We start from the raw sequence: 18,069 nt of genomic DNA, 5'->3' as shown, positions 1-18,069 counted from the left end.
AGCGCACAGGCGATAGCGAGGAACAGAAAATGACGACCGGCTCATGGATCAAAACCATATGCGCTGTGACCCTGCTGAGCGCAGTCCTGACCGGGTGCGGACGCAAGGGCGACCTCGAACGCCCCAGTGTCACCGCTGCACCGCTGGCCACGGCTGAAGAGGCATCGTCCCCGGCAGTCAAGGAACGGCGTTTTATCCTCGATGGTCTTCTCGAATAGGCACACCCCGTGAACCACTTTGAATATCGTGATGGCGTTTTGCACGCCGAAGGCGTCAGCCTGCCCGACATTGCTGCCCAGGTCGGCACCCCGTTTTACTGCTATTCGACCGCCACCCTGAGCCGCCACTACAAGGTGTTTTCAGGCGCTTTCGCCGACATCGATTCGATGGTCTGTTACGCCATGAAGGCCAACTCCAACCAGGCTGTGCTCAGGACCCTGGCGCAATTGGGATCAGGCGTCGATGTCGTCTCCGAAGGCGAGTTGCGCCGCGCTCTGGCAGCCGGCATCCCTGCTTCGAAGATCATGTTCTCCGGCGTTGGCAAGACCTGGCGTGAAATGGATGCGGCGTTGGCTGCCGACATCTATTGCTTCAACATCGAATCCGAACCCGAACTCGAAGTGCTCAACGCCCGCGCGCTCGCGATGGGCAAGGTGGCGCCGATCTCCTTCCGCATCAATCCCGATGTCGACGCCAAGACCCATGCCAAGATCTCGACCGGCAAGAAGGAGGACAAGTTCGGAATCTCCTGGCAGCGCGCCCAGGCGGTCTACCGCCACGCCGCAAACCTCGAAGGTGTTCGAGTCACCGGCATCGACATGCATATCGGCAGCCAGATCACCGATCTTCAGCCGTTCGACGACGCCCTGAAGCTGATGGTCGAACTGATCGGACTGCTGCGCGCCGACGGCCACGCAATCGATCATTTCGACATTGGCGGTGGCTTGGGTGTTCCCTACCGCGACGACAATGCAACCCCGCCCGATCCGGACGCCTATGGCAACATGGTCAAGGCGCGGCTGCGCGATCTTGGTTGCAAGGTGATCCTCGAGCCCGGCCGCCTGATTGTCGCCAATGCGGGCGTTCTGGTCTCGGAAGTGATTTACATAAAGGACGGCGGCGACAAGACCTTCGTCATCGTCGATGCCGCCATGAACGACCTGATCCGGCCGACACTCTACGAAGCCTGGCACGAGGTCCGACCGGTAAAGCTGTCAGCCGCAAGCGCGCCACGTATTCGGGCCGACATCGTCGGCCCCGTATGCGAAAGCGGCGACTACATTGCCAGGGATAGGGAAATGTCGGCGTTGAAGGCCGGCGACCTGATCGCAATCGGTTCTGCGGGCGCCTATGGGGCGGTTCAGTCCGGCACCTACAACACCCGGCTGCTGGTGCCCGAGGTACTGGTCAACGGCGACCAGTTCCACGTTGTTCGCCCGCGTCCGTCCTACGACGATCTGATCGGACTGGATTCGGTGCCAGCCTGGCTTGACTGAGCCGGACTGCCTGCCCGGGCATGGCAACGCCTCGGATATTTTCCCTGGCGGCGGCAATCACGCTTCACTTTTTTGACGCAGGCCTCGCCTTGGCCGCAAAGACTGCTATCTTCTTTCCTGACGCTGAAGGAAAACGAGATGGCAACCACACCCGAAGCCAGGCAATCCTTATCCGAAGGCCGTGAGCCGGCAGACAGGAACATTGAAGTCCGGCGCTCTGTCAGCCTTGGCCGTCTGCGCATGCGGCTCAACCTGTCGATTGGCCGTCTTCTTACCCTTTCCGCCCCGCTGCTGTCGGTCGTCGCACTCTATTTCAGCTTCTCCTGGTTTGGGATTTTCCGCATCGTTCCCGACTGGTTCAGGCTGCTGCTCCTCGGTCTTTTCGGCCTTGGCGTGCTGGCGTCACTGTGGCCCCTGCTGCGCTTCCGCTCGCCCGGTCGCGCCGAGATCGATGCCCGTCTGGAGGCCGAGAACCGCATTTCCAATCAGGCCATTGCCACCCAGGACGACAAGATCGAGGCGGACGATCCTTTCGCCCGCGCGCTCTGGGAAGAACATCGGCGCCGCATGGCAAGCAAGATCGGCGCCCTGGAGACCGGCATCCCCCGCTCAAGCCTGCCGCAGCGCGATCCCTGGGGCATGCGCGTCGCCCTCGCGCTGCTGCTGTTTGTCGCCTTCGGCTATTCCTACTCCGGCAATGCCGGCAGACCGTCCGATGCCTTCCTCAGCCATTCCAGCGAACAATTGCCCGATATCCGCATCGACGCCTGGATCACGCCGCCGCCCTACGTCAATCAGGCGCCGATTTTCCTCACCGGGATCGAACGGCCTCAAGGAGAGCCCGTTGAAGCCATCGAGGGCAGCGAGATTACCATTCGCGTCGGCGGCGGCAGCGCCGACGCACAGGTGTTGTGGGGAACCGGTTCGGACACTCAGGCGGCCATCGAACCGGAAAATGCCGATACGGCAGCCGCAGCCACCCCCGCGGGAGCATCCACCTGGACATTCAAGCCGGGAACCGGCGGCGAACTGAAGATCAGCGCCGGAAGGTCTGAGGAAAACTTTGCAATCCGCTTGATACCGGACGAACCGCCCGTGGCAACATTCGTCGAAACCCCGCGCCGTGCAACCAACGGCGCACTGGAACTCGACTATACCCTCTTCGACGATCACGGAATTGCCAGTGCAGAAGCCGAGATCGTTCCGGCCGCCGAACCTGCAGCGAACGCCAGACCCTTGTTCGATCCGCCGAAGTACCGGCTGACCCTCCCCCGGCGCTCGTCTGCCGACAATCGCGCAGTCGCCAGTCATGATCTGACCGAGCATCCGCTGGCGGGACAGAGGGTTCGGATCACCCTTGTAGCCACCGACGGAGCCGGGCAGGAAGGCCGCAGCGAAACCCTCGAGACAGTGCTGCCAGGACGCCGGTTCTCCGAACCGCTGGCGGCCGCGGTGGTCGAACAGCGCGGCGTGCTGGCCCTCGATGCCAACAACCTGCGCAGGGTCTTCGACCTGCATGATGCGCTGACCATAGCTCCGGATGAAACCATCCCGAACCTCAGCCATTACCTTTTGCTGGAATCGGTCCGGGGCCGGCTCGCCTATGCCCGCTCTGATGATGAGCTGCGCGAGGCCATCGACTACATGTGGGGCGTTGCACTGCAGATCGAGGACGGCAACCTGTCGCTCGCCGAGCGCCGCTTGCGTGATGCCCAGAACGCGCTCGCCGAAGCGCTCGAAAACGGTGCCAGCGACGAAGAGATCGCCCAGCTGATGGATGAGTTGCGCGAAGCCATGCAGGAATATCTCAGTGAGCTGGCGCGCCAGAACATGAACAACCAAAATACCGAGACCCAGCAGGCGATGCCGGAAAACATGCTGCGTCAGCGTGATCTCGACAACATGCTCGACCAGATCGAGAATCTTGCCCGCTCCGGCGCCCGCGACCAGGCCCAGCAGATGCTGCAGGAACTGCAGCGGATGATGAACAATCTCCAGGCCGGCAGGCAGCAACGCCAGCAGCAGCAGGGCGGTCCGATGCGCCAGCAGATGGACAAGCTTGGCGAACTGATGCGCCAGCAGCAACAACTGATGGATGAGACCATGCGCGCCGACAGGGAGCGCCAGAGCCAGCCAGGCGAAGGCCGTGACCGCCAGCAGCAGGGACAGCAGCAACCCGGCCAGGGACAGGATCAGGGGCAAGAGGGCCAGGGCCAGCAATCGCTCGAGGACATGCTCGGCGCGCTGGGCCGCAGCCAGCAGCAGCTCCGCGACGCGCTCGGGCAGTTGCAGAGCGATCTGGAGGGCATGGGCATGCAGCCCTCAGAAGGATTTGGCGAAGCCGGCGAAGCCATGGGCGACGCCACCGGAAACCTCCAGGGTGGTGAAACAGGTCAGGCCCTCAGCGATCAGGGAAGGGCTCTGCAGGCGCTCAGGCAGGGCGCCGAGGACATGATGAACCAGATGATGCAGGCCATGGGCAACCAGCAGGGCGAAGCGGAAGGTGAGGGACCCGATCAGAACGGCAACCGCGCCGCCGATGATCGCGACCCGCTCGGCCGGCCACGTGCCACCACCGGCCCGGACTTCGGCAGCCGGGTCGAGGTACCCGACGAAATCGATATCCAGCGCGCAAGGGAAATCCTTGATGCGATCCGCAAGCGGCTGGGTGACCAGCTGTCGCCGGAACTGGAGAAGCGCTACCTGGAGCGCCTGCTCGATCTTCAATAGACCGGCAGAGGCAGTACAGCTCGGCCTCAGGCGGCCTGCGCGGTCAACGCGTCCGCCACCGCCTGGCGGATGTCCGGCAGCGAGAACGGCTTCGGAACCACATCCACGACGATCTGCATCAGCGGCTCGGCGCGCTCGCGCTGTTCGGCATAGCCCGTCATCAGCAGGATCGGCATACCGGGGCTGTGTTCGGCGGACGCAGTCGCAAGCGCGATGCCGTCCATGACCGGCATCCGGATATCGGACAACAGCAGATCAAAACTGCTCTCCATCACATGGTCCAGCGCCTCGGCTCCGTCTCCGGCTTCGACGATCTCGTGACCATCCATGACGAGCGCCCGCGCAACAAAGCGCCTGAGAGAATCTTCGTCTTCGGCGATGAGAATTCTGGCCATCATTTGCTCCCTGCTTGTCCGCGGAACCTAGGGTGCAAAACTTGCCGCAAGGTGAACGACCGGATCATTCTCCGTGTGCCGCGTCGATTCGGCGCGGAGGTCGCAGACTCAGGCGTCGCCCTTGACCACCCCGACAAAGGGCAGTTCGCGGAAGGCATAGGCCACGTCCATGCCGTAGCCGACCACAAAATAGTCCGGGCACTCGAAGCCGACATAATCGGCATCGAGGCTGCCTTCGCGGCGGGAGCGCTTGTCGAGCAGCACGGCGATATCGACATTGTTGGCGCCGCGCTCGTACATCAGGTCACGCGCAAAGCGCAGCGTCCGGCCCGATTCCAGAATGTCGTCGATCAACAGCACATCGCGCCCGCGCACATCGCTGTCGATGTCCTTGATGATCTTCACGCCCTGGCTGGTGGTGCCGCGACCGTAGCTCGACAGGGTGATGAACTCCACTTCCGGCGCGAGACCGGCATCATGCAGTGCGCGGATCAGGTCCGCGGCGAAAATGAACGAGCCCTTCAGGATCGAAATCACCAGCAGGTCCTTCTTCGGACTTTCAGCGATCTCCGCCGCCATCGCACGATTGCGCGCAGCAATCATGTCCGGAGTAAAAAGGGGTTCGATGTTTTTTCCGCGCACAACCGGCATTCGCGCTCTCCAGGAAGGGTTGGTCTGCTATCAGCGCCCACTCCTAGAGGTCTTCGCGGTCAATTGAAAGCCGTTTGAGCCCACGTTTTCGCGGCAATGCTCACCCGTCGGCGTCATCTGCCATGACAATCAGGGCGCGGGCCGCGAGCCTCCCAGACTTTGGTTGTTACTTGTCGGCCTCAACCGCCCGCCGGCCTGATCATCAGGATGGAACCTGCCCGTTCGATTCGGGCGGGCCGCGGCAAAGGGGCAGAATAGCCCTGGGCGGCAGGCTTCGACTGGTTGGCTGGTGTGGAGGACGTTACCACCGGGTCGGGCGACAGCACCACGGGCTCCCGCAACGGGGCGGGTCCCGCGTCGGTTCTTGCCGGTGGCTCTCCGGCACCGGGCTCACCGACCAGTGCGTGACCACCGGCCATCCAGAACACGGCCATCGCCATGACCGCACACACCATCACGGCAAGTGTCATCAGCGGAGACATCAGCCGGCTCGTCTTGCTGGTGCCCGGATTGCCGGCAAACACACCGAGCCGCTCGCCCGCTGCGGAGGAGCGGCCTGCGAAGTCGCGCGGAATGGGGCCATCTTCGGCCGCTGGCATTGTCATCCGGGATTTGAACACCCCGCCGTCAGTCCTTGCCGCCGGTCGCGTTGCAAACACATCGCGCGGTGCGGAAACGGTTTCGAAGCAGGCATCCTCCGCATCACGTCTGCGTACGGGGTTCAGGCCGGATCGTCGCTCCGGCATCAGCAGATCACCGGCTTCCGGTCTGAGCGGATGTGTGGCACGGTTTGAAACGCCCATGAGGCACCCCTTTTCCACCCCTGCAATGCAGAAGGCATTGAAACATCTCTTACCGATCCGTAAATGGAAATGATTAACGCTTGGCGAACGAGCCGCGTATACCAGCCGGTTCGGGGCACGGATTTAACGCCGCATTAACCATACCCGGCGACTGTGCGGCCCGGTTGCCGCTCACAAAGTCCTGCCGGGACAGGAAGGGACCTTTGATCCATTTCGAAAATGTCGGTTTGCGTTACGGTATGGGACCTGAGGTCCTGCGTGACCTGACCTTCGACATCCCCAAGAGATCCTTCCAGTTCCTGACCGGCCCGTCGGGTGCGGGAAAAACCACGTTGATGCGCCTGCTTTTCATGTCGCTCAAACCGACACGCGGACTGATTCGCATGTTCGATCGCGATATCTCCGTGATTCCCGGAGAGGAACTGCCGCTGCTGCGGCGGCGGATCGGCATCGTCTTCCAAGATTTCCGTCTACTCGATCACATGACCACCTATGAGAATGTCTCCCTGCCGCTACGGGTGCGCGGCAAGGAGGAAGCCAGCTATCGGTCCGATGTAATCGAACTGCTCAAATGGGTCGGGCTTGGGGAGCGCATCAACGTACTGCCGCCGGTTCTGTCCGGCGGCGAAAAACAGCGCGTGGCGATTGCCCGCGCCCTGATCGACCAGCCCGAGGTGCTGCTCGCAGACGAACCCACCGGCAATGTCGATCCGCCGATGGCGCAGCGGCTGCTCAACCTGTTCACCGAGCTCAACCGGCTCGGCACGGCCGTCATCATCGCCACCCATGACCTGAGCCTGATGGATCGGGTCGACGCCCGGCGCATGATCCTGTCGGAAGGACGGCTCGATATCTATGACTGAGCGCGCCGATCCCAGCGATACCCGGAAGAGAGAGAGGCTGGTCACGCTCCGGCCGATGGCGCCGATCGTGCCGCCGGTCAATGTGTCCGGCCACGCACTGATGGTGGTGATCGCCATCATGTCATTTCTCTGCGCCATGACGCTGGGAGCTGTGACCATGATCCAGGAAAAGGCTGAAGCCTGGCAGGGGGATGTCTCCCGCGAGATAACGGTGCAGATCAAGCCGGAAGATGATCTCGACATGGAAGCCGCGTTGACCGAGGTGCGGACCATCGCACTGTCCTTTCCCGGCACCTTGAGCGCGGAAATAGTCGACCGCGCCTCGACCGCGAGATTGCTCGAACCATGGCTTGGCGAAGGTTTCGACATGGACGAGCTTCCCGTACCCAGGCTGGTCATCGTCACCATTGATGAGACCGCACCACCGGATTTTGCAGCGATCCGGCAGAACCTTGCCGAGGCTGTTCCCGCCGCAACGCTGGATGATCATCGAGCCTGGGCCGATCGCCTGATTTCCATGGCGCGCATCACAGTGCTGATCGGCATCGGCATTCTGACGCTGATGTTCGCCACCACCATGCTGACCGTCATCTTCGCCACCCGTGGCGCGATGGCCGGCAACAGACACATCGTCGAAGTGCTGCATTTCGTCGGCGCCGAGACCAGTTTCATCGCCTCCGAATTCCAGAAGCGTTTCCTATTGATCGGCCTCAAGGGGGCAGCCTTTGGCGGCGGCATTGCGGCTTTGGGATTTCTGCTGCTCGGAGCCTGGCAATCCAATTCGATGGCGACGGCCCTCAATGATCAGGTGACGGCCCTTTTCGGCCGCTTCACCCTCAGCAGTGCCGGCTACTTCGGCATTATCGGCATTGTCGTGCTGATCTCGGCAATGACGGCAGTAACGACACGACTGACAGTCACACGCACGATCCGCGAAATCGATCGCCAGCGGGCTGATCCTTCGCTTGCGGAAATCGGTTAACTTGCCCGGGTTTTGCCGCAAATCCGACTGGTCCTTGCCGGAATCTCGGAGTATTCATGGGTTATGAGCGTGGAAACCGCACAACCTGATCCGGACTCGCCCGGAGCCGCCAAGACTGATGCGTTCCATCGTCTCCGGCGGGTGGGTCACCATGGCCTGCGCTTGTTCACGATCACCGCCATCGTTGGTGCCGCATTGATTGCAATGGGCTTTTTCCGCTTCACCGACTCCATAGCAGAGTTGAAGGCCACCGATACAGCCAGTGAAGTTGATGCGATCGTGGCGCTGACCGGCGGTTATCAGCGAATCGATCAGGCACTGGCATTGCTGGAGAGCGGTGTCGGCGCACGTCTGCTGATTTCGGGCGTCAATCCATCCACCAGCGGCGCGGCACTCCGCCGGGCCACCGGAACCAAGACGGCGACCTTCGCCTGCTGCGTCGATATCGGCTACGAGGCTCTCGACACCATCGGCAATGCCAATGAAACAGCCGAGTGGATCCGGCAGCGCGGCTACAGCCGTGTTCTGGTGGTCACCAACAATTACCACATGCCACGCAGCCTGCTCGAACTCTCCCAGGCAAGCCCTGACGTGACCTTCCTGGCCTATCCGGTGACCCATGCCGATCTGAAGACCGAGACATGGCTCGCCGATCCGGTCGCGCTGCGGACACTTTTCGTGGAATACGCCAAATACTCCCTGGCGCAGCTGCGCTACTGGAGCGGGGCGAAAACCTCGAGTGGCCTGCGCGCCGATGTCTATGGGCAGGCACCGGTGACCTCCAGCCTGCAGTGATTTTTCCCGCCGCGCCGGTTTTCCGCTGCCCATCAATGGTGTAACCCGGATTACAGGTTCTGCTGGCGTTTCCGGCAGCGCCCCACGCCAACCCGGAATCCATGATGATTGCCCTACGCTCCGTTCTTTTCAATATTGCGTTCTACATCAACCTGATCGCACGCATGATCCTGCTATCGCCGTACTACTTCTTGGCTGAACGCAAGAAGGCCTGGTCCGTCCCGAAGAACTGGGTTCGCGCCAATCATTGGCTGCAGGCAAGGATTGTTGGAACGACGTTCGAGATCGAAGGTCTCGAGAACATCCCCGACACCGGCTACATTTTTGCTCCCAAGCACCAGTCCTTCTGGGATGCCTACGCCTTGCTGCCTTGGCTCGACGATCCGTTCTACATCCTCAAGCGCGAGCTCATGTGGATCCCGCTGTTCGGCCAGTATGTCTCGAAGATGAAGATGATCCCGGTCAATCGCGGCGCCCGTGGCAAGGTCATGGCCGAAGTGCTGGAGCGCACGAAAGAAGAAATCCGCAACGGCCGCCAGCTCATCATTTATCCCGAAGGCACGCGCCGCGCCGCCGGCGCGCCGCCGGACTACAAATACGGCATCGCCCGGCTCTACCGTGACCTCGATGTGCCGGTGGTGCCGGTCGTCATGCATCCGGGCCTGTTCTGGCCGCGCCGCAAGTTCCTGCGCTATCCCGGCCATTTCAAGGTGCAGATCCTGCCGCCGATTCCGGCGGGCATGGATCCCGATCGATTCATGGACAGGCTGATCGAGGTCATGGAGACCGCCAGCGACAAGCTGCTGGTCGAAACCGTGGCGGCCAATCCGCAGCTACCTCTGCGTGCGGATGCACGGCGCAGGCTCAAGGAGCTCGGAGCCCTGCCCTCGGATCCCCGGCTTCAATGACAGGTTTCATTGACCCGTAAGTCGCACCGGAACCCGCAGTGCATCCGCAACCGCTTCCAGATGCTGATCGCGGATACGCAACGTCCTGAGATGATCAACCGTGTTGATAACGTAGTCCTCGTTGGGACCCGATTGTCCCACGGCGCCGGAAACCTGTGAAAGCGCATCCTTGACCGACAACGCACCTCCATATTGCGTGTGGCCGCGGTCGACAACATAGGTCAGTGCCCGAACATCCCGCCCATCATCCAGACGCACCTTGCGCGTGGTCTCAAGATACACATTGGTGACCAGTTCACGTGCCCGCAGGTAGTCTGTCACTGCGTCCCGGTCGGCGGGCCGCACCCGAAAGGCGACACCATGACAGGAGCCGCCACGATCCAGCCCCAGAACCAGTCCCGGCCGTTCCGGCGTACCGCGGTGGACAAAGGAGCGCACGCAAAGCGCCCGGTGATAGCCGAACAGCCGTGCCTGCCTTGCTTCCTCATGCGCGAAACCCGGCCGCCACATCAGCGATCCATAGCCAAACACCCAAAAATCGTCCATATCCCAGCCTAGGTTGACGGCGAAAAGCCGCTGCTACACTTCAATTCCCGCTATAACCGCCTTGTCGGTCCTTATTGCAGGCCACGCATGGAGAACGCAATGCCATCATCTGCCAACGGTCAGTCTCCGGTGTCGCGCAAGTTCGCCTGGCTGGTCGGCGCCATGGTCACCGCGGGCCTGCTCTGGACATTCGGCTGGTTCTTCTTCGCCTCCCGTATCGAGGATCAACTGCCCGCCACACTGGCGCGGATTGTCGGCCCAGGCGCCAGCGCCGACTGTGCCGAGGCCGAGGTCCGCGGCTATCCCTTCCGCGTCGGACTGTTCTGCGAAACCGTATCCTATGCAAACCCGGCGCAGAGAATAGTCGCGACCTCGGGCGCCTTTCGCTCCGCCGCCCAGTTTTACCGGCCGCAGCATGTTGTCGGCGAAATCGACGGACCGTTCATGCTGGATACGTCGGGCCTGATCCTGCGCGCTGACTGGCAATTGATGCAGGCCAGTGTCAGGGCGGTATCGAACGGACTTGACCGCGGCTCGATTGACGCCAGGAACACCAGCGTCAACATCGACGGCGCAGGGCTCACCCAGCGCTTCGCCCTTGAGGCAGACCGCGTGACAGCCCATGCACGTCAAAATGGACCCGATCTGGATATCGCTGTCTACGGCGAGAACCTGCGCAACACGCTGATCACCGGACTGGGCGCCAGGTCCGTCACATTCGAGGCAACCCTCTCGGACCAGTCGTCCCTGTTGCAGGTCCCCTTTGCTCCGCTCCGCGGCCCCTTTGAGGGGGAGCTGCATCGCGTCGCCATCGAGTTTGATGAAACATCGACGCTCGACATGGCTGGCCCGGTTCAGGTCAGTGCTGATGGACGCCTGACCGCAAATCTCGAACTGACGGTCAGCAATCTCGAGCAACTCTCGGAACTGGTAGCGAGCCTCAACCCGGAGAGTGCTCAGCTGATCAGCCGCTTCGGCCCTATGATCTCGGCGCTGGATGTCAGGCCCGGCGACGATGCCACCACCCTGCCCTTGACGATCAGGAACAACCAGGTCTCGCTCGGAATCATTCCGCTCGGCGAACTGCCTGCATTCTGAACCTATTCCGCGGCGTCGGTCTTGGGAGCGTTGCGGCCGAAGTTGGGCGCATCCGTGTCCTGCCCGGCCTCGACGATCGAACGGCGGATGCCGCGGGTTCGTGTAAACAGCTCAAACAGCTTGTCGCCGTCCCCCCACCGGATTGCCCGCTGCAGCGAAGACAGATCCTCGGAAAATCGAGCCAGCATTTCAAGGATTGCATCCTTGTTGTGCAGGCACACATCGCGCCACATCACCGGATCGGATGCGGCCAGGCGGGTAAAGTCGCGGAAGCCGGAGGCCGAGTACTTGATCACCTCGGACTTGGTCACCGCTTCCAGATCGTCCGCGGTTCCGACGATGTTGTAGGCAATGATATGCGGAAGGTGCGACACGATCGCCAGCACAAGGTCATGATGATCCGGATCCATCTCCTCGACCGTCGAGCCGCATGCTTCCCAGAACTCTGCCAGTCTTGCGATTGCCCCGGCATCGGTGCCCGCCGGCGGCGTCAGAATGCACCAGCGTCCTTCGAACAACTCGGCGAAACCCGCCTGCGGGCCGCTTTGCTCGGTACCGGCGATCGGGTGGCCGGGCACGAAATGGGCCGTGTCCGGAATGTGCGGCTGCATCTGCCGGACGACCGACGCCTTGGTCGAGCCGACGTCGGTGACGATTGCGCCTGGCTTCAGATGTGGCCCGATCTCCCGAGCCACCGCTTCCGATGCACCCACTGGAACCGAGACGATCACCAGATCGGCCTTGGCGACAGCTTCTGCATTGGAGCCGAAGTAGCTGTCACCCAGACCGAGCGCACGCGCCGCTTCAAGCGTCTCGGCACTTCGTGTGGCGATGGCGACCTCGCCGGCGAGCCCCTTGGCGCGGATCACCCGCGCCAGCGACGAGCCGATAAGCCCGATGCCGATCAGGGCGACAGTCTCGAACAGCGGTTTGGTCATGTCACTCAGGCCATAAAGCTCTTCAGCGCGTCGATCACACCGAGATTGGCTTCCTCACTTCCGATTGTCATTCTCAGCGCGTCCGGCAGGCCATAGCCCGCCACGCGCCGCAGCACATAGCCGCGCGCACCCAGATACTCGTCCGCATCCGCCGCGGTCTTGCCCGGGGTGTCGGGGAAGTGAATCAGCACGAAATTGCCGACCGAAGGTGTCACCGACAGCCCCATCGCCTCGACTGCCTCGACAACGCGGCCGAGCCAGATTTCATTGTGCTCGACGGCCCGGTCGATATGCGCCCGGTCACCGATTGCCGCCGCGCCGGCGGTGATTGCCAGGGCGTTGACATTGAACGGCCCGCGCACGCGGTTGCAGGCATCGATGATCGCTTCATGCGCATACATCCAGCCAATCCGCAAACCGGCAAGACCGTGGATTTTCGAGAACGTCCGGGTCATCACCACATTGGCGTTCGCCGAAACCAGCTCGACGCCCGCCTCGTAGTCGTTGCGCCGCACATATTCGGCATAGGCCGCATCGAGCACCAGGATCACGTGACCGGGCAGTCCGGCATGCAGGCGCCGGACTTCGCTGACCGGAAGATAGGTGCCGGTGGGATTGTTCGGGTTGGCGAGAAAGACGAGCTTGGTCCGTTCGGTCACCGCGCCGAGGATATTGTCGACATTGGCTGTCAGGTCATCGGTGTCGGGAACCGACACAGGCACCGCGCCGGCTGCCATGATCTGGATCTTGTAGACCAGGAAACCATGCTGGGTGAAAACACCCTCGTCACCCGGCGCCAGGTAGGTCTGGCACAACAGCCCGAGCAGTTCGTCCGAGCCGTTGCCGCACATGATGTTGCCAGGATTGAGACCGTAGGCACGGCTGATCGCATCGCGCAGCAGATGTGCCGAGCCGTCCGGATACAGCGCCAGGTTCGCATTCCTGGCTGCCAAGGCCTCGGCAACCTTGGGGCTCGGCCCCAGCGGCGATTCATTGGAAGACAGCTTGTAAACCTTGGCGGCGCCATGCGCGGTCTCGCGCCCCGGCACATAGGCCGCGATATCCATAACACCCGGTTTCGGGCGGGGCATGTCGGTGCTGTTCATAAAGAAGCTTCCTTGCAAGCTGAAAACCAAGGCCGAGACGGCGGAAATAGCCTCTTGCAGCGGTCTTGTCGAGAGTGTCGCTCAGACCTGAGACTTGGGCAGCTTGGCCTGTCGGTGCGAGGTACGCGAGGTTTGCGGAGAAAGTACCGGAACGAACACACGGCGCGAGGCGCGCGCCGCCACGGGCAGCCCCTGGTAGAGCCGTTTCTGTGCCTCGACGATGATCACTCCGGAGAACACCGGCCACAGTTTCCGGCCAAGGCGCTCGAAAACCCGCTGCATGCGCAGAATCACGCCCCGCCGCGAGGGCGGAAAGAACAGCGCCTCGGCGAAGGCCCCGGGCGTGAAATTGCTTTCGCGCAGAATGGTGACAAGCTGTCCGCGCGAATACGGCCGTCCGGCGCCAAATGGCGTATGCTCGAACCTTGCCCACATGCCGCGCCGGTTGGGCGCCACGATTACCAGCCGACCGCCGGGCGCCAGCACCCGCCACAGCTCCTTCAGTGTTTCGCGCGGGTTTTCGGCGAACTCGAGTGAATGCACCATCAGCACGCGGTCCATCGAGGCATCGGGCAATGGCAGCTCTTCATCGAACACAAGCACCGTCGCCGAGGGGCCGCCCGCAGGCCAGTTCACGGCACCCTGGCCTGCCGGCATGAAGGCGAAGGTGCGTTCCGCATCGGGCCGGAACCGGTCCAGGTAAGGCGCCGCATAGCCCAGGCCCATCAACCGCTCTCCCGGCATGTTGGCCCAGATCGATGAAAGCGCCATGGCCACCGAATGTTCGGCAACCATGCCGAGCCGGGAGTGATAGAACTGTCTCAGATCGACGATATCTGCGTGCATGAACCTAAACTGGGGCAGAAACGCATTGCGGGCAAGTGCCTGGAGATGGGATCGGCACCGGACATGCTCGAAACACTCTTCGGAAGAAGTTTGGCAGCGATCAAGGTCAAATGCCTGTCTGCCGGGTGACGAAGCCGATGCCGCCGGTTATGCTCCCATGGCTGATTCAACACATGCACTAGGAAAACCCATGACCAGCCTCTTGATCGAGCAATTTACCTGCAGGCAGGACAATTTCGGTGTCATCCTGCATGATCCGCTCACGGGGGAGACCGCAAGCATTGATGCACCGGACGCGTCAAGGATCACGGATCGCCTCGGCGACGGAGGCTGGAAACTCAGCCACCTCCTCATCACTCACCACCACCCCGATCATGTCGAGGGCATCCCGGCCCTTGTTGAATCCTATTCGCCCAAGGTCATCGGGCCCGAGGCGGAGGCGGGAAAGATTTCCGGGCTCACCCAGACGGTTGGCGATGGAGACTCGTTCGAATTCGCCGGCAGAACCGTCAAGGTGATTTCTACACCTGGCCATACCGCCGGCCATATCTGCTTTTACATTCCGGATGAATCGCTGCTGTTTGCCGGCGACACGCTGTTTGCACTCGGATGCGGCCGTCTGTTTGAAGGCTCACCCGAAGACATGTACGGCTCGCTTGCCCGGCTTGCCGAGCTTCCCGACGAAACCCGCGTCTATTGCGGTCATGAATACACCCAGTCGAATGCGCGCTTTGCCGTTTCGGTCGATCCTGACAACCAAACCCTTGCCAAGCGCAGCAAGGAGATCGACGAACTCCGGTCGAAAAGGCTGCCGACGCTTCCGACCACGATCGGGTTCGAAAAGCGCACCAATCCGTTCATGCGTACCGGCGATCCTGCAATCCGCAAACAGCTCGGCATGGAAAGCGCCAGTGATGTCGAGGTCTTTTCCGAACTGCGCCGGCGCAAGGACAGTTTCTGATCATGGACCCTTCACTGTCGGCCCGCGAAATCATCTCTCTTCTCGACATGCGGGAGCACCCGGAGGGGGGTTGGTATCGCGAGACGTTCCGGGACAGCGCCGGCGGCGAGCGCGGCCATTCGACGGCCATCTACTACCTGCTTGAAGGCGGCGACTGTTCGCACTGGCATCGCGTAACCGACGCGGTGGAGATCTGGCACTGGTATGGCGGCGGACCGCTCGCCCTCACCCTCTCTTCGGATGGATGCAACGCCCAATCCCACCGGCTCGGCATGAACCTGGCTTCCGGCGAGCGGCCGCAGATCGTCGTGCCGGCCAATTGCTGGCAATCCGCCGCCTCGCTTGGCGCCTGGACCCTGGTCGGCTGCACCGTGGCCCCGGGGTTTGAGTTCTCGAGCTTCGAGATGGCGCCACCCGACTGGCGGCCCTCGCCTTTCGACGGCGCGCCGCTCAGCCCAAAAGGCCGAGCGTGATCAAAAGCTGCCCTGCATAGTAGAGCACCCAGACCGCCGGGCTGGTGAACCGCCGCAACAAACTGGTATCGGCCATCAGGAATTTTTCCGATCCAAGAATAGCGTCCGACGCCATGAACAGCACCGCCCCCAGCAGCACCAGTCCGCCAAGTGTCAAGCCGCCAAGTCCCATTACGCTTATCGCCAGCACATAGGCGGCCACCGGCAAGGCAAGGGCGCCCGCCTTGCGAACCATCAGCGTTCCCATGCCGACGCCAAAGACTACCATTGCCAACAGGCCGGGCACGGACGCATCGGCAAAGCCCGGTCCGGAAACGATGAACAGCACCGCATATGCGATGTGCGCGGCCAGAAAGCTTCCCAGACCGCCCAGGAAGGCCACTTCACCCTCATGCGCAAGGAAGGCATCGCCAAGCGCCGACAGGGCCAATGCCACGATCAGCAGTGCCGGACCACCGGCATGAAATGCCAGGCCGGACAGCGCTCCCACGGCCATTGTCTTGGCGACGGTGCGCCCGAGCGCCGGGGCCTTGTTGAGCAGCAGCAGATAGACTGCGAAGCCCGCCGCCGAAAAGACCAGGAAAAGCGCGCCGCTTCCCGAAATGATTTCAGACAATCCGTTCATGCCGACAGCTTGCCCTTCATCGGTTTCCGTCCGCGCAGAAGGTCCTTTGCCGCCAGAAAGGCTCCTCCGGTGATCAGCAGGCACGCCACCGCTATACCAATGCTCGCCTTGCCATGCCCGAACAGGATCAGGATCAGCGTTGACAGCAGCGGTGCGGTGTAGCTGCCCACGCCCAGCACCTGGATATCACCCTTCTTGACGCCGTAGTCCCATGCGTAGAACGCCAGTCCGACCGGTCCGAGGCCCAACCCGATAACCGCCAGCCATTGGCTCATTGTCTCCGGCCAGACCGTGGTCTCGAGAAACAGATGACAAACCAGCGACAAAACCGCGGAAATGATGCAGAAACCGGCGATGACGTCGGTCGGAGTCGCGCCGAACCGCCGTGACATCAGCGAGTAGCCCGACCAGGTCAGGGCGCAAAGACCCGCGGCCACGTAACCGATCAGGCTGCCCCCGCCGAAACCGCCTTCTGCGCCCCTGACCAGGATCAGCGCGGTTCCCGCCAGCCCCATCAATGCCCCCACCACATGGTGCCAGCCCAACCGTTCACCCGGCAGCAGCGCCGACCCGACAACGATCAGCAGCGGCCAGAGATAGGCAATCAGGCCCGCCTCCACGGCCGGGGCATTTCTCAGCGCGGTAAAATAGAGAAAATGATAGCCGAACAGGCCGAACAGGCCGAGCGCCCAGACCTTCGCCGGTTGCCGGAAAGCCGAAAACCGTCTCGGATCCCTGAGCATGGCACCTAGCCCGATCATCGAGCCGACCAGAAAGCAGATGGCCGAAAGCTGGAAAGGCGGCATCGTGCCTGAGGCAGCGGTCAGCAATGCGAGCGCCGACCACATCAGGATCGCGGAAAAACCAACCAGCGTGGGAAGATTCTGCACTGTATGATTGTCCCGCTTCTGCCTGCCGTATCGGTCCCGAACCCCTTATCAGCGTCCCGCGCAAGGCCAATCAAGCGATCCGCCTTGCGCATGCACATCATGTCCGGTGCAAGGTGTACTAGCCGCCAAATTTCGTGGCTGCAACAATGACCTTGCCGATCTTCGTCGGCACCTTGGCGTAAACCGGCGCATAAAGGCCGACCGCATCGTTCTTGGCGAACCAGACTTCCGCGCCCTTGAGTTCTCGCAGGTATCGAATCCCTGACGAGTTCTTGCGGTAGCCGGAATTGGGTTCAAACCGCACCGAGCAGACAATGGCGTCACCCTTGAACCCCCTTGTACTGAACGGGCGTATGCTCTTTGGTGTCAGATGCAATGTCGCCCTGGCTTCGCCGTCAAAAATGGGCAAGCTGCGCGGACACACCGCCGAACCGGCCGGAAAGACGAGGCCAGAGAGCGGATCCAGAACCTTGCGCAGATCGCCTTCCAGAAGCGGCACCCAGTCGGACCCTCTGTCTTTCGGCTCGGGCTCATTGACCGTCGAGTGAACGTCGCCATTCCTGAAGGTGATCTCGGTACGGTGTTTTTTCTTGTCGCTGGTGTAGTCTACGAGAAATTTCGAGGCTTCCAGCTTGTCGCCGGTCACCTTGCCCGAGACGTTGGCGTTGCCGCGGACCTTCGAAAAAAGATCCGAAAAGGCTGAAGAGCGAAGGTCGCCCGTTATTCTGTAGGAAGTACCATCCACCTGGGTTATGAAGTTGGCGGAGGCGACCGGAAAGCCGACCAGTGAGACCTTGTAATCCGTACGAACTTGAACCGGTTCGGCCATTGCATGCTGTGGCCCGGCCATCGCAGCAGCCAGCACCAGACCCGACAGAAACATCTTAACACGTGCCATGGGGTTTCCTTTCCCTTCATCTCATGTCCGACGTTTATCGATTCCTCACCCTGAACCCAGACTGA

At 61.9% G+C, this 18,069-nt stretch carries 20 protein-coding genes; 10 read left to right on the top strand and 10 right to left on the bottom strand.

The features are described from left to right. The first annotated feature begins 29 nt into the window (after positions 1-29). The 3 genes from SPHINGO391_RS24780 to SPHINGO391_RS24770 all read left to right on the top strand — a co-directional run bounded on the left by SPHINGO391_RS24780 (position 30) and on the right by SPHINGO391_RS24770 (position 4,226). Positions 30-218 carry a lipoprotein gene (locus SPHINGO391_RS24780; RefSeq protein WP_152011355.1) on the top strand — a complete coding sequence of 63 codons (189 nt, stop codon included), beginning with the start codon at positions 30-32 and terminating at the stop codon, positions 216-218. 9 nt (positions 219-227) lie between these two features. After that, positions 228-1,496, top strand: a complete 1,269-nt coding sequence (gene lysA / locus SPHINGO391_RS24775; protein ID WP_152011354.1) for a diaminopimelate decarboxylase — start codon at positions 228-230, stop codon at positions 1,494-1,496. Between the two features lie 138 nt (positions 1,497-1,634). Next, complete coding sequence (locus tag SPHINGO391_RS24770; protein ID WP_152011353.1) at positions 1,635-4,226, top strand: TIGR02302 family protein; 2,592 nt, start codon at positions 1,635-1,637, stop codon at positions 4,224-4,226. Positions 4,227-4,252: 26 nt separating this feature from the next. Here SPHINGO391_RS24770 and SPHINGO391_RS24765 read toward each other — a convergent pair whose 3' ends face one another. The 3 genes from SPHINGO391_RS24765 to SPHINGO391_RS24755 all read right to left on the bottom strand — a co-directional run bounded on the left by SPHINGO391_RS24765 (position 4,253) and on the right by SPHINGO391_RS24755 (position 6,075). Continuing rightward, positions 4,253-4,621 (bottom strand): response regulator, encoded by a 369-nt coding sequence (locus tag SPHINGO391_RS24765; RefSeq protein ID WP_152011352.1) that lies wholly within the window; start codon positions 4,619-4,621, stop codon positions 4,253-4,255. Positions 4,622-4,729: 108 nt separating this feature from the next. After that, positions 4,730-5,272 (bottom strand): hypoxanthine phosphoribosyltransferase, encoded by a 543-nt coding sequence (gene hpt, locus SPHINGO391_RS24760; RefSeq protein ID WP_152011351.1) that lies wholly within the window; start codon positions 5,270-5,272, stop codon positions 4,730-4,732. A 179-nt stretch (positions 5,273-5,451) separates the two neighbouring features. Further along, entirely contained in the window at positions 5,452-6,075 is a 624-nt protein-coding gene (locus SPHINGO391_RS24755) for a hypothetical protein (RefSeq protein ID WP_152011350.1), read from the bottom strand. A 203-nt stretch (positions 6,076-6,278) separates the two neighbouring features. On the opposite strand from SPHINGO391_RS24755, the gene ftsE reads away from it, so the two are divergent. The 4 genes from ftsE to SPHINGO391_RS24735 all read left to right on the top strand — a co-directional run bounded on the left by ftsE (position 6,279) and on the right by SPHINGO391_RS24735 (position 9,623). Beyond that, entirely contained in the window at positions 6,279-6,938 is a 660-nt protein-coding gene (gene ftsE / locus SPHINGO391_RS24750) for a cell division ATP-binding protein FtsE (RefSeq protein ID WP_152011349.1), read from the top strand. Continuing rightward, the gene (locus SPHINGO391_RS24745) at positions 6,931-7,920 is read left to right on the top strand and encodes an ABC transporter permease (protein ID WP_152011348.1); all 990 of its coding nucleotides are present in this window, start codon (positions 6,931-6,933) and stop codon (positions 7,918-7,920) included. Before ftsE ends, SPHINGO391_RS24745 begins: the two co-directional genes overlap by 8 nt. A gap of 63 nt (positions 7,921-7,983) precedes the next feature. After that, positions 7,984-8,715, top strand: a complete 732-nt coding sequence (locus SPHINGO391_RS24740) for a YdcF family protein (protein ID WP_152011347.1) — start codon at positions 7,984-7,986, stop codon at positions 8,713-8,715. Positions 8,716-8,819: 104 nt separating this feature from the next. Next, positions 8,820-9,623 carry a lysophospholipid acyltransferase family protein gene (locus SPHINGO391_RS24735; protein WP_152011346.1) on the top strand — a complete coding sequence of 268 codons (804 nt, stop codon included), beginning with the start codon at positions 8,820-8,822 and terminating at the stop codon, positions 9,621-9,623. A gap of 6 nt (positions 9,624-9,629) precedes the next feature. On the opposite strand, the gene SPHINGO391_RS24730 is transcribed toward SPHINGO391_RS24735, so the two are convergent. Continuing rightward, on the bottom strand, positions 9,630-10,169 hold the full coding sequence (locus tag SPHINGO391_RS24730) for a gamma-glutamylcyclotransferase (RefSeq protein ID WP_152011345.1): 540 nt from the start codon (positions 10,167-10,169) through the stop codon (positions 9,630-9,632). Positions 10,170-10,268: 99 nt separating this feature from the next. Here SPHINGO391_RS24730 and SPHINGO391_RS24725 point away from each other — a divergent pair, with 99 nt between their 5' ends. After that, complete coding sequence (locus tag SPHINGO391_RS24725; RefSeq protein WP_193217402.1) at positions 10,269-11,267, top strand: DUF2125 domain-containing protein; 999 nt, start codon at positions 10,269-10,271, stop codon at positions 11,265-11,267. 2 nt (positions 11,268-11,269) lie between these two features. Here the strand turns inward: SPHINGO391_RS24725 and SPHINGO391_RS24720 are convergent, their stop codons facing one another. The 3 genes from SPHINGO391_RS24720 to SPHINGO391_RS24710 form a co-directional block, all read right to left on the bottom strand. Beyond that, complete coding sequence (locus SPHINGO391_RS24720) at positions 11,270-12,205, bottom strand: prephenate/arogenate dehydrogenase family protein (protein WP_152011343.1); 936 nt, start codon at positions 12,203-12,205, stop codon at positions 11,270-11,272. Between the two features lie 5 nt (positions 12,206-12,210). Then, on the bottom strand, positions 12,211-13,311 hold the full coding sequence (gene hisC / locus SPHINGO391_RS24715) for a histidinol-phosphate transaminase (RefSeq protein WP_152011342.1): 1,101 nt from the start codon (positions 13,309-13,311) through the stop codon (positions 12,211-12,213). 81 nt (positions 13,312-13,392) lie between these two features. Then, positions 13,393-14,157 carry a class I SAM-dependent methyltransferase gene (locus SPHINGO391_RS24710; protein WP_152011341.1) on the bottom strand — a complete coding sequence of 255 codons (765 nt, stop codon included), beginning with the start codon at positions 14,155-14,157 and terminating at the stop codon, positions 13,393-13,395. Between the two features lie 190 nt (positions 14,158-14,347). On the opposite strand from SPHINGO391_RS24710, the gene gloB reads away from it, so the two are divergent. Together gloB and SPHINGO391_RS24700 are read left to right on the top strand one after the other, a co-directional pair. Next, on the top strand, positions 14,348-15,118 hold the full coding sequence (gene gloB, locus SPHINGO391_RS24705) for a hydroxyacylglutathione hydrolase (protein ID WP_152011340.1): 771 nt from the start codon (positions 14,348-14,350) through the stop codon (positions 15,116-15,118). A 2-nt stretch (positions 15,119-15,120) separates the two neighbouring features. Next, positions 15,121-15,591, top strand: a complete 471-nt coding sequence (locus tag SPHINGO391_RS24700) for a cupin domain-containing protein (RefSeq protein ID WP_152011339.1) — start codon at positions 15,121-15,123, stop codon at positions 15,589-15,591. On the opposite strand, the gene SPHINGO391_RS24695 is transcribed toward SPHINGO391_RS24700, so the two are convergent. The 3 genes from SPHINGO391_RS24695 to SPHINGO391_RS24685 form a co-directional block, all read right to left on the bottom strand. Beyond that, entirely contained in the window at positions 15,569-16,216 is a 648-nt protein-coding gene (locus SPHINGO391_RS24695; protein ID WP_152011338.1) for a lysoplasmalogenase, read from the bottom strand. The two genes, SPHINGO391_RS24700 and SPHINGO391_RS24695, sit on opposite strands and share 23 nt — an antisense overlap. Then, positions 16,213-17,106 carry a DMT family transporter gene (locus tag SPHINGO391_RS24690; protein ID WP_152011337.1) on the bottom strand — a complete coding sequence of 298 codons (894 nt, stop codon included), beginning with the start codon at positions 17,104-17,106 and terminating at the stop codon, positions 16,213-16,215. The genes SPHINGO391_RS24695 and SPHINGO391_RS24690 overlap by 4 nt, the downstream gene beginning before the upstream one ends. 118 nt (positions 17,107-17,224) lie before the next feature. Then, positions 17,225-18,004 carry a DUF3108 domain-containing protein gene (locus SPHINGO391_RS24685; protein ID WP_152011336.1) on the bottom strand — a complete coding sequence of 260 codons (780 nt, stop codon included), beginning with the start codon at positions 18,002-18,004 and terminating at the stop codon, positions 17,225-17,227. Between the last annotated feature and the right edge of the window lie 65 nt (positions 18,005-18,069).

Origin of the sequence: Hoeflea sp. EC-HK425 (genome assembly GCF_902498795.1) — a bacterium.
In the GTDB taxonomy this organism is placed as follows: Bacteria; Pseudomonadota; Alphaproteobacteria; order Rhizobiales; family Rhizobiaceae; genus Hoeflea; species Hoeflea alexandrii.
The sequence above is the reverse complement of the archived record's forward strand: the minus strand, read 5'-3'. Positions and strand labels throughout refer to the sequence as shown.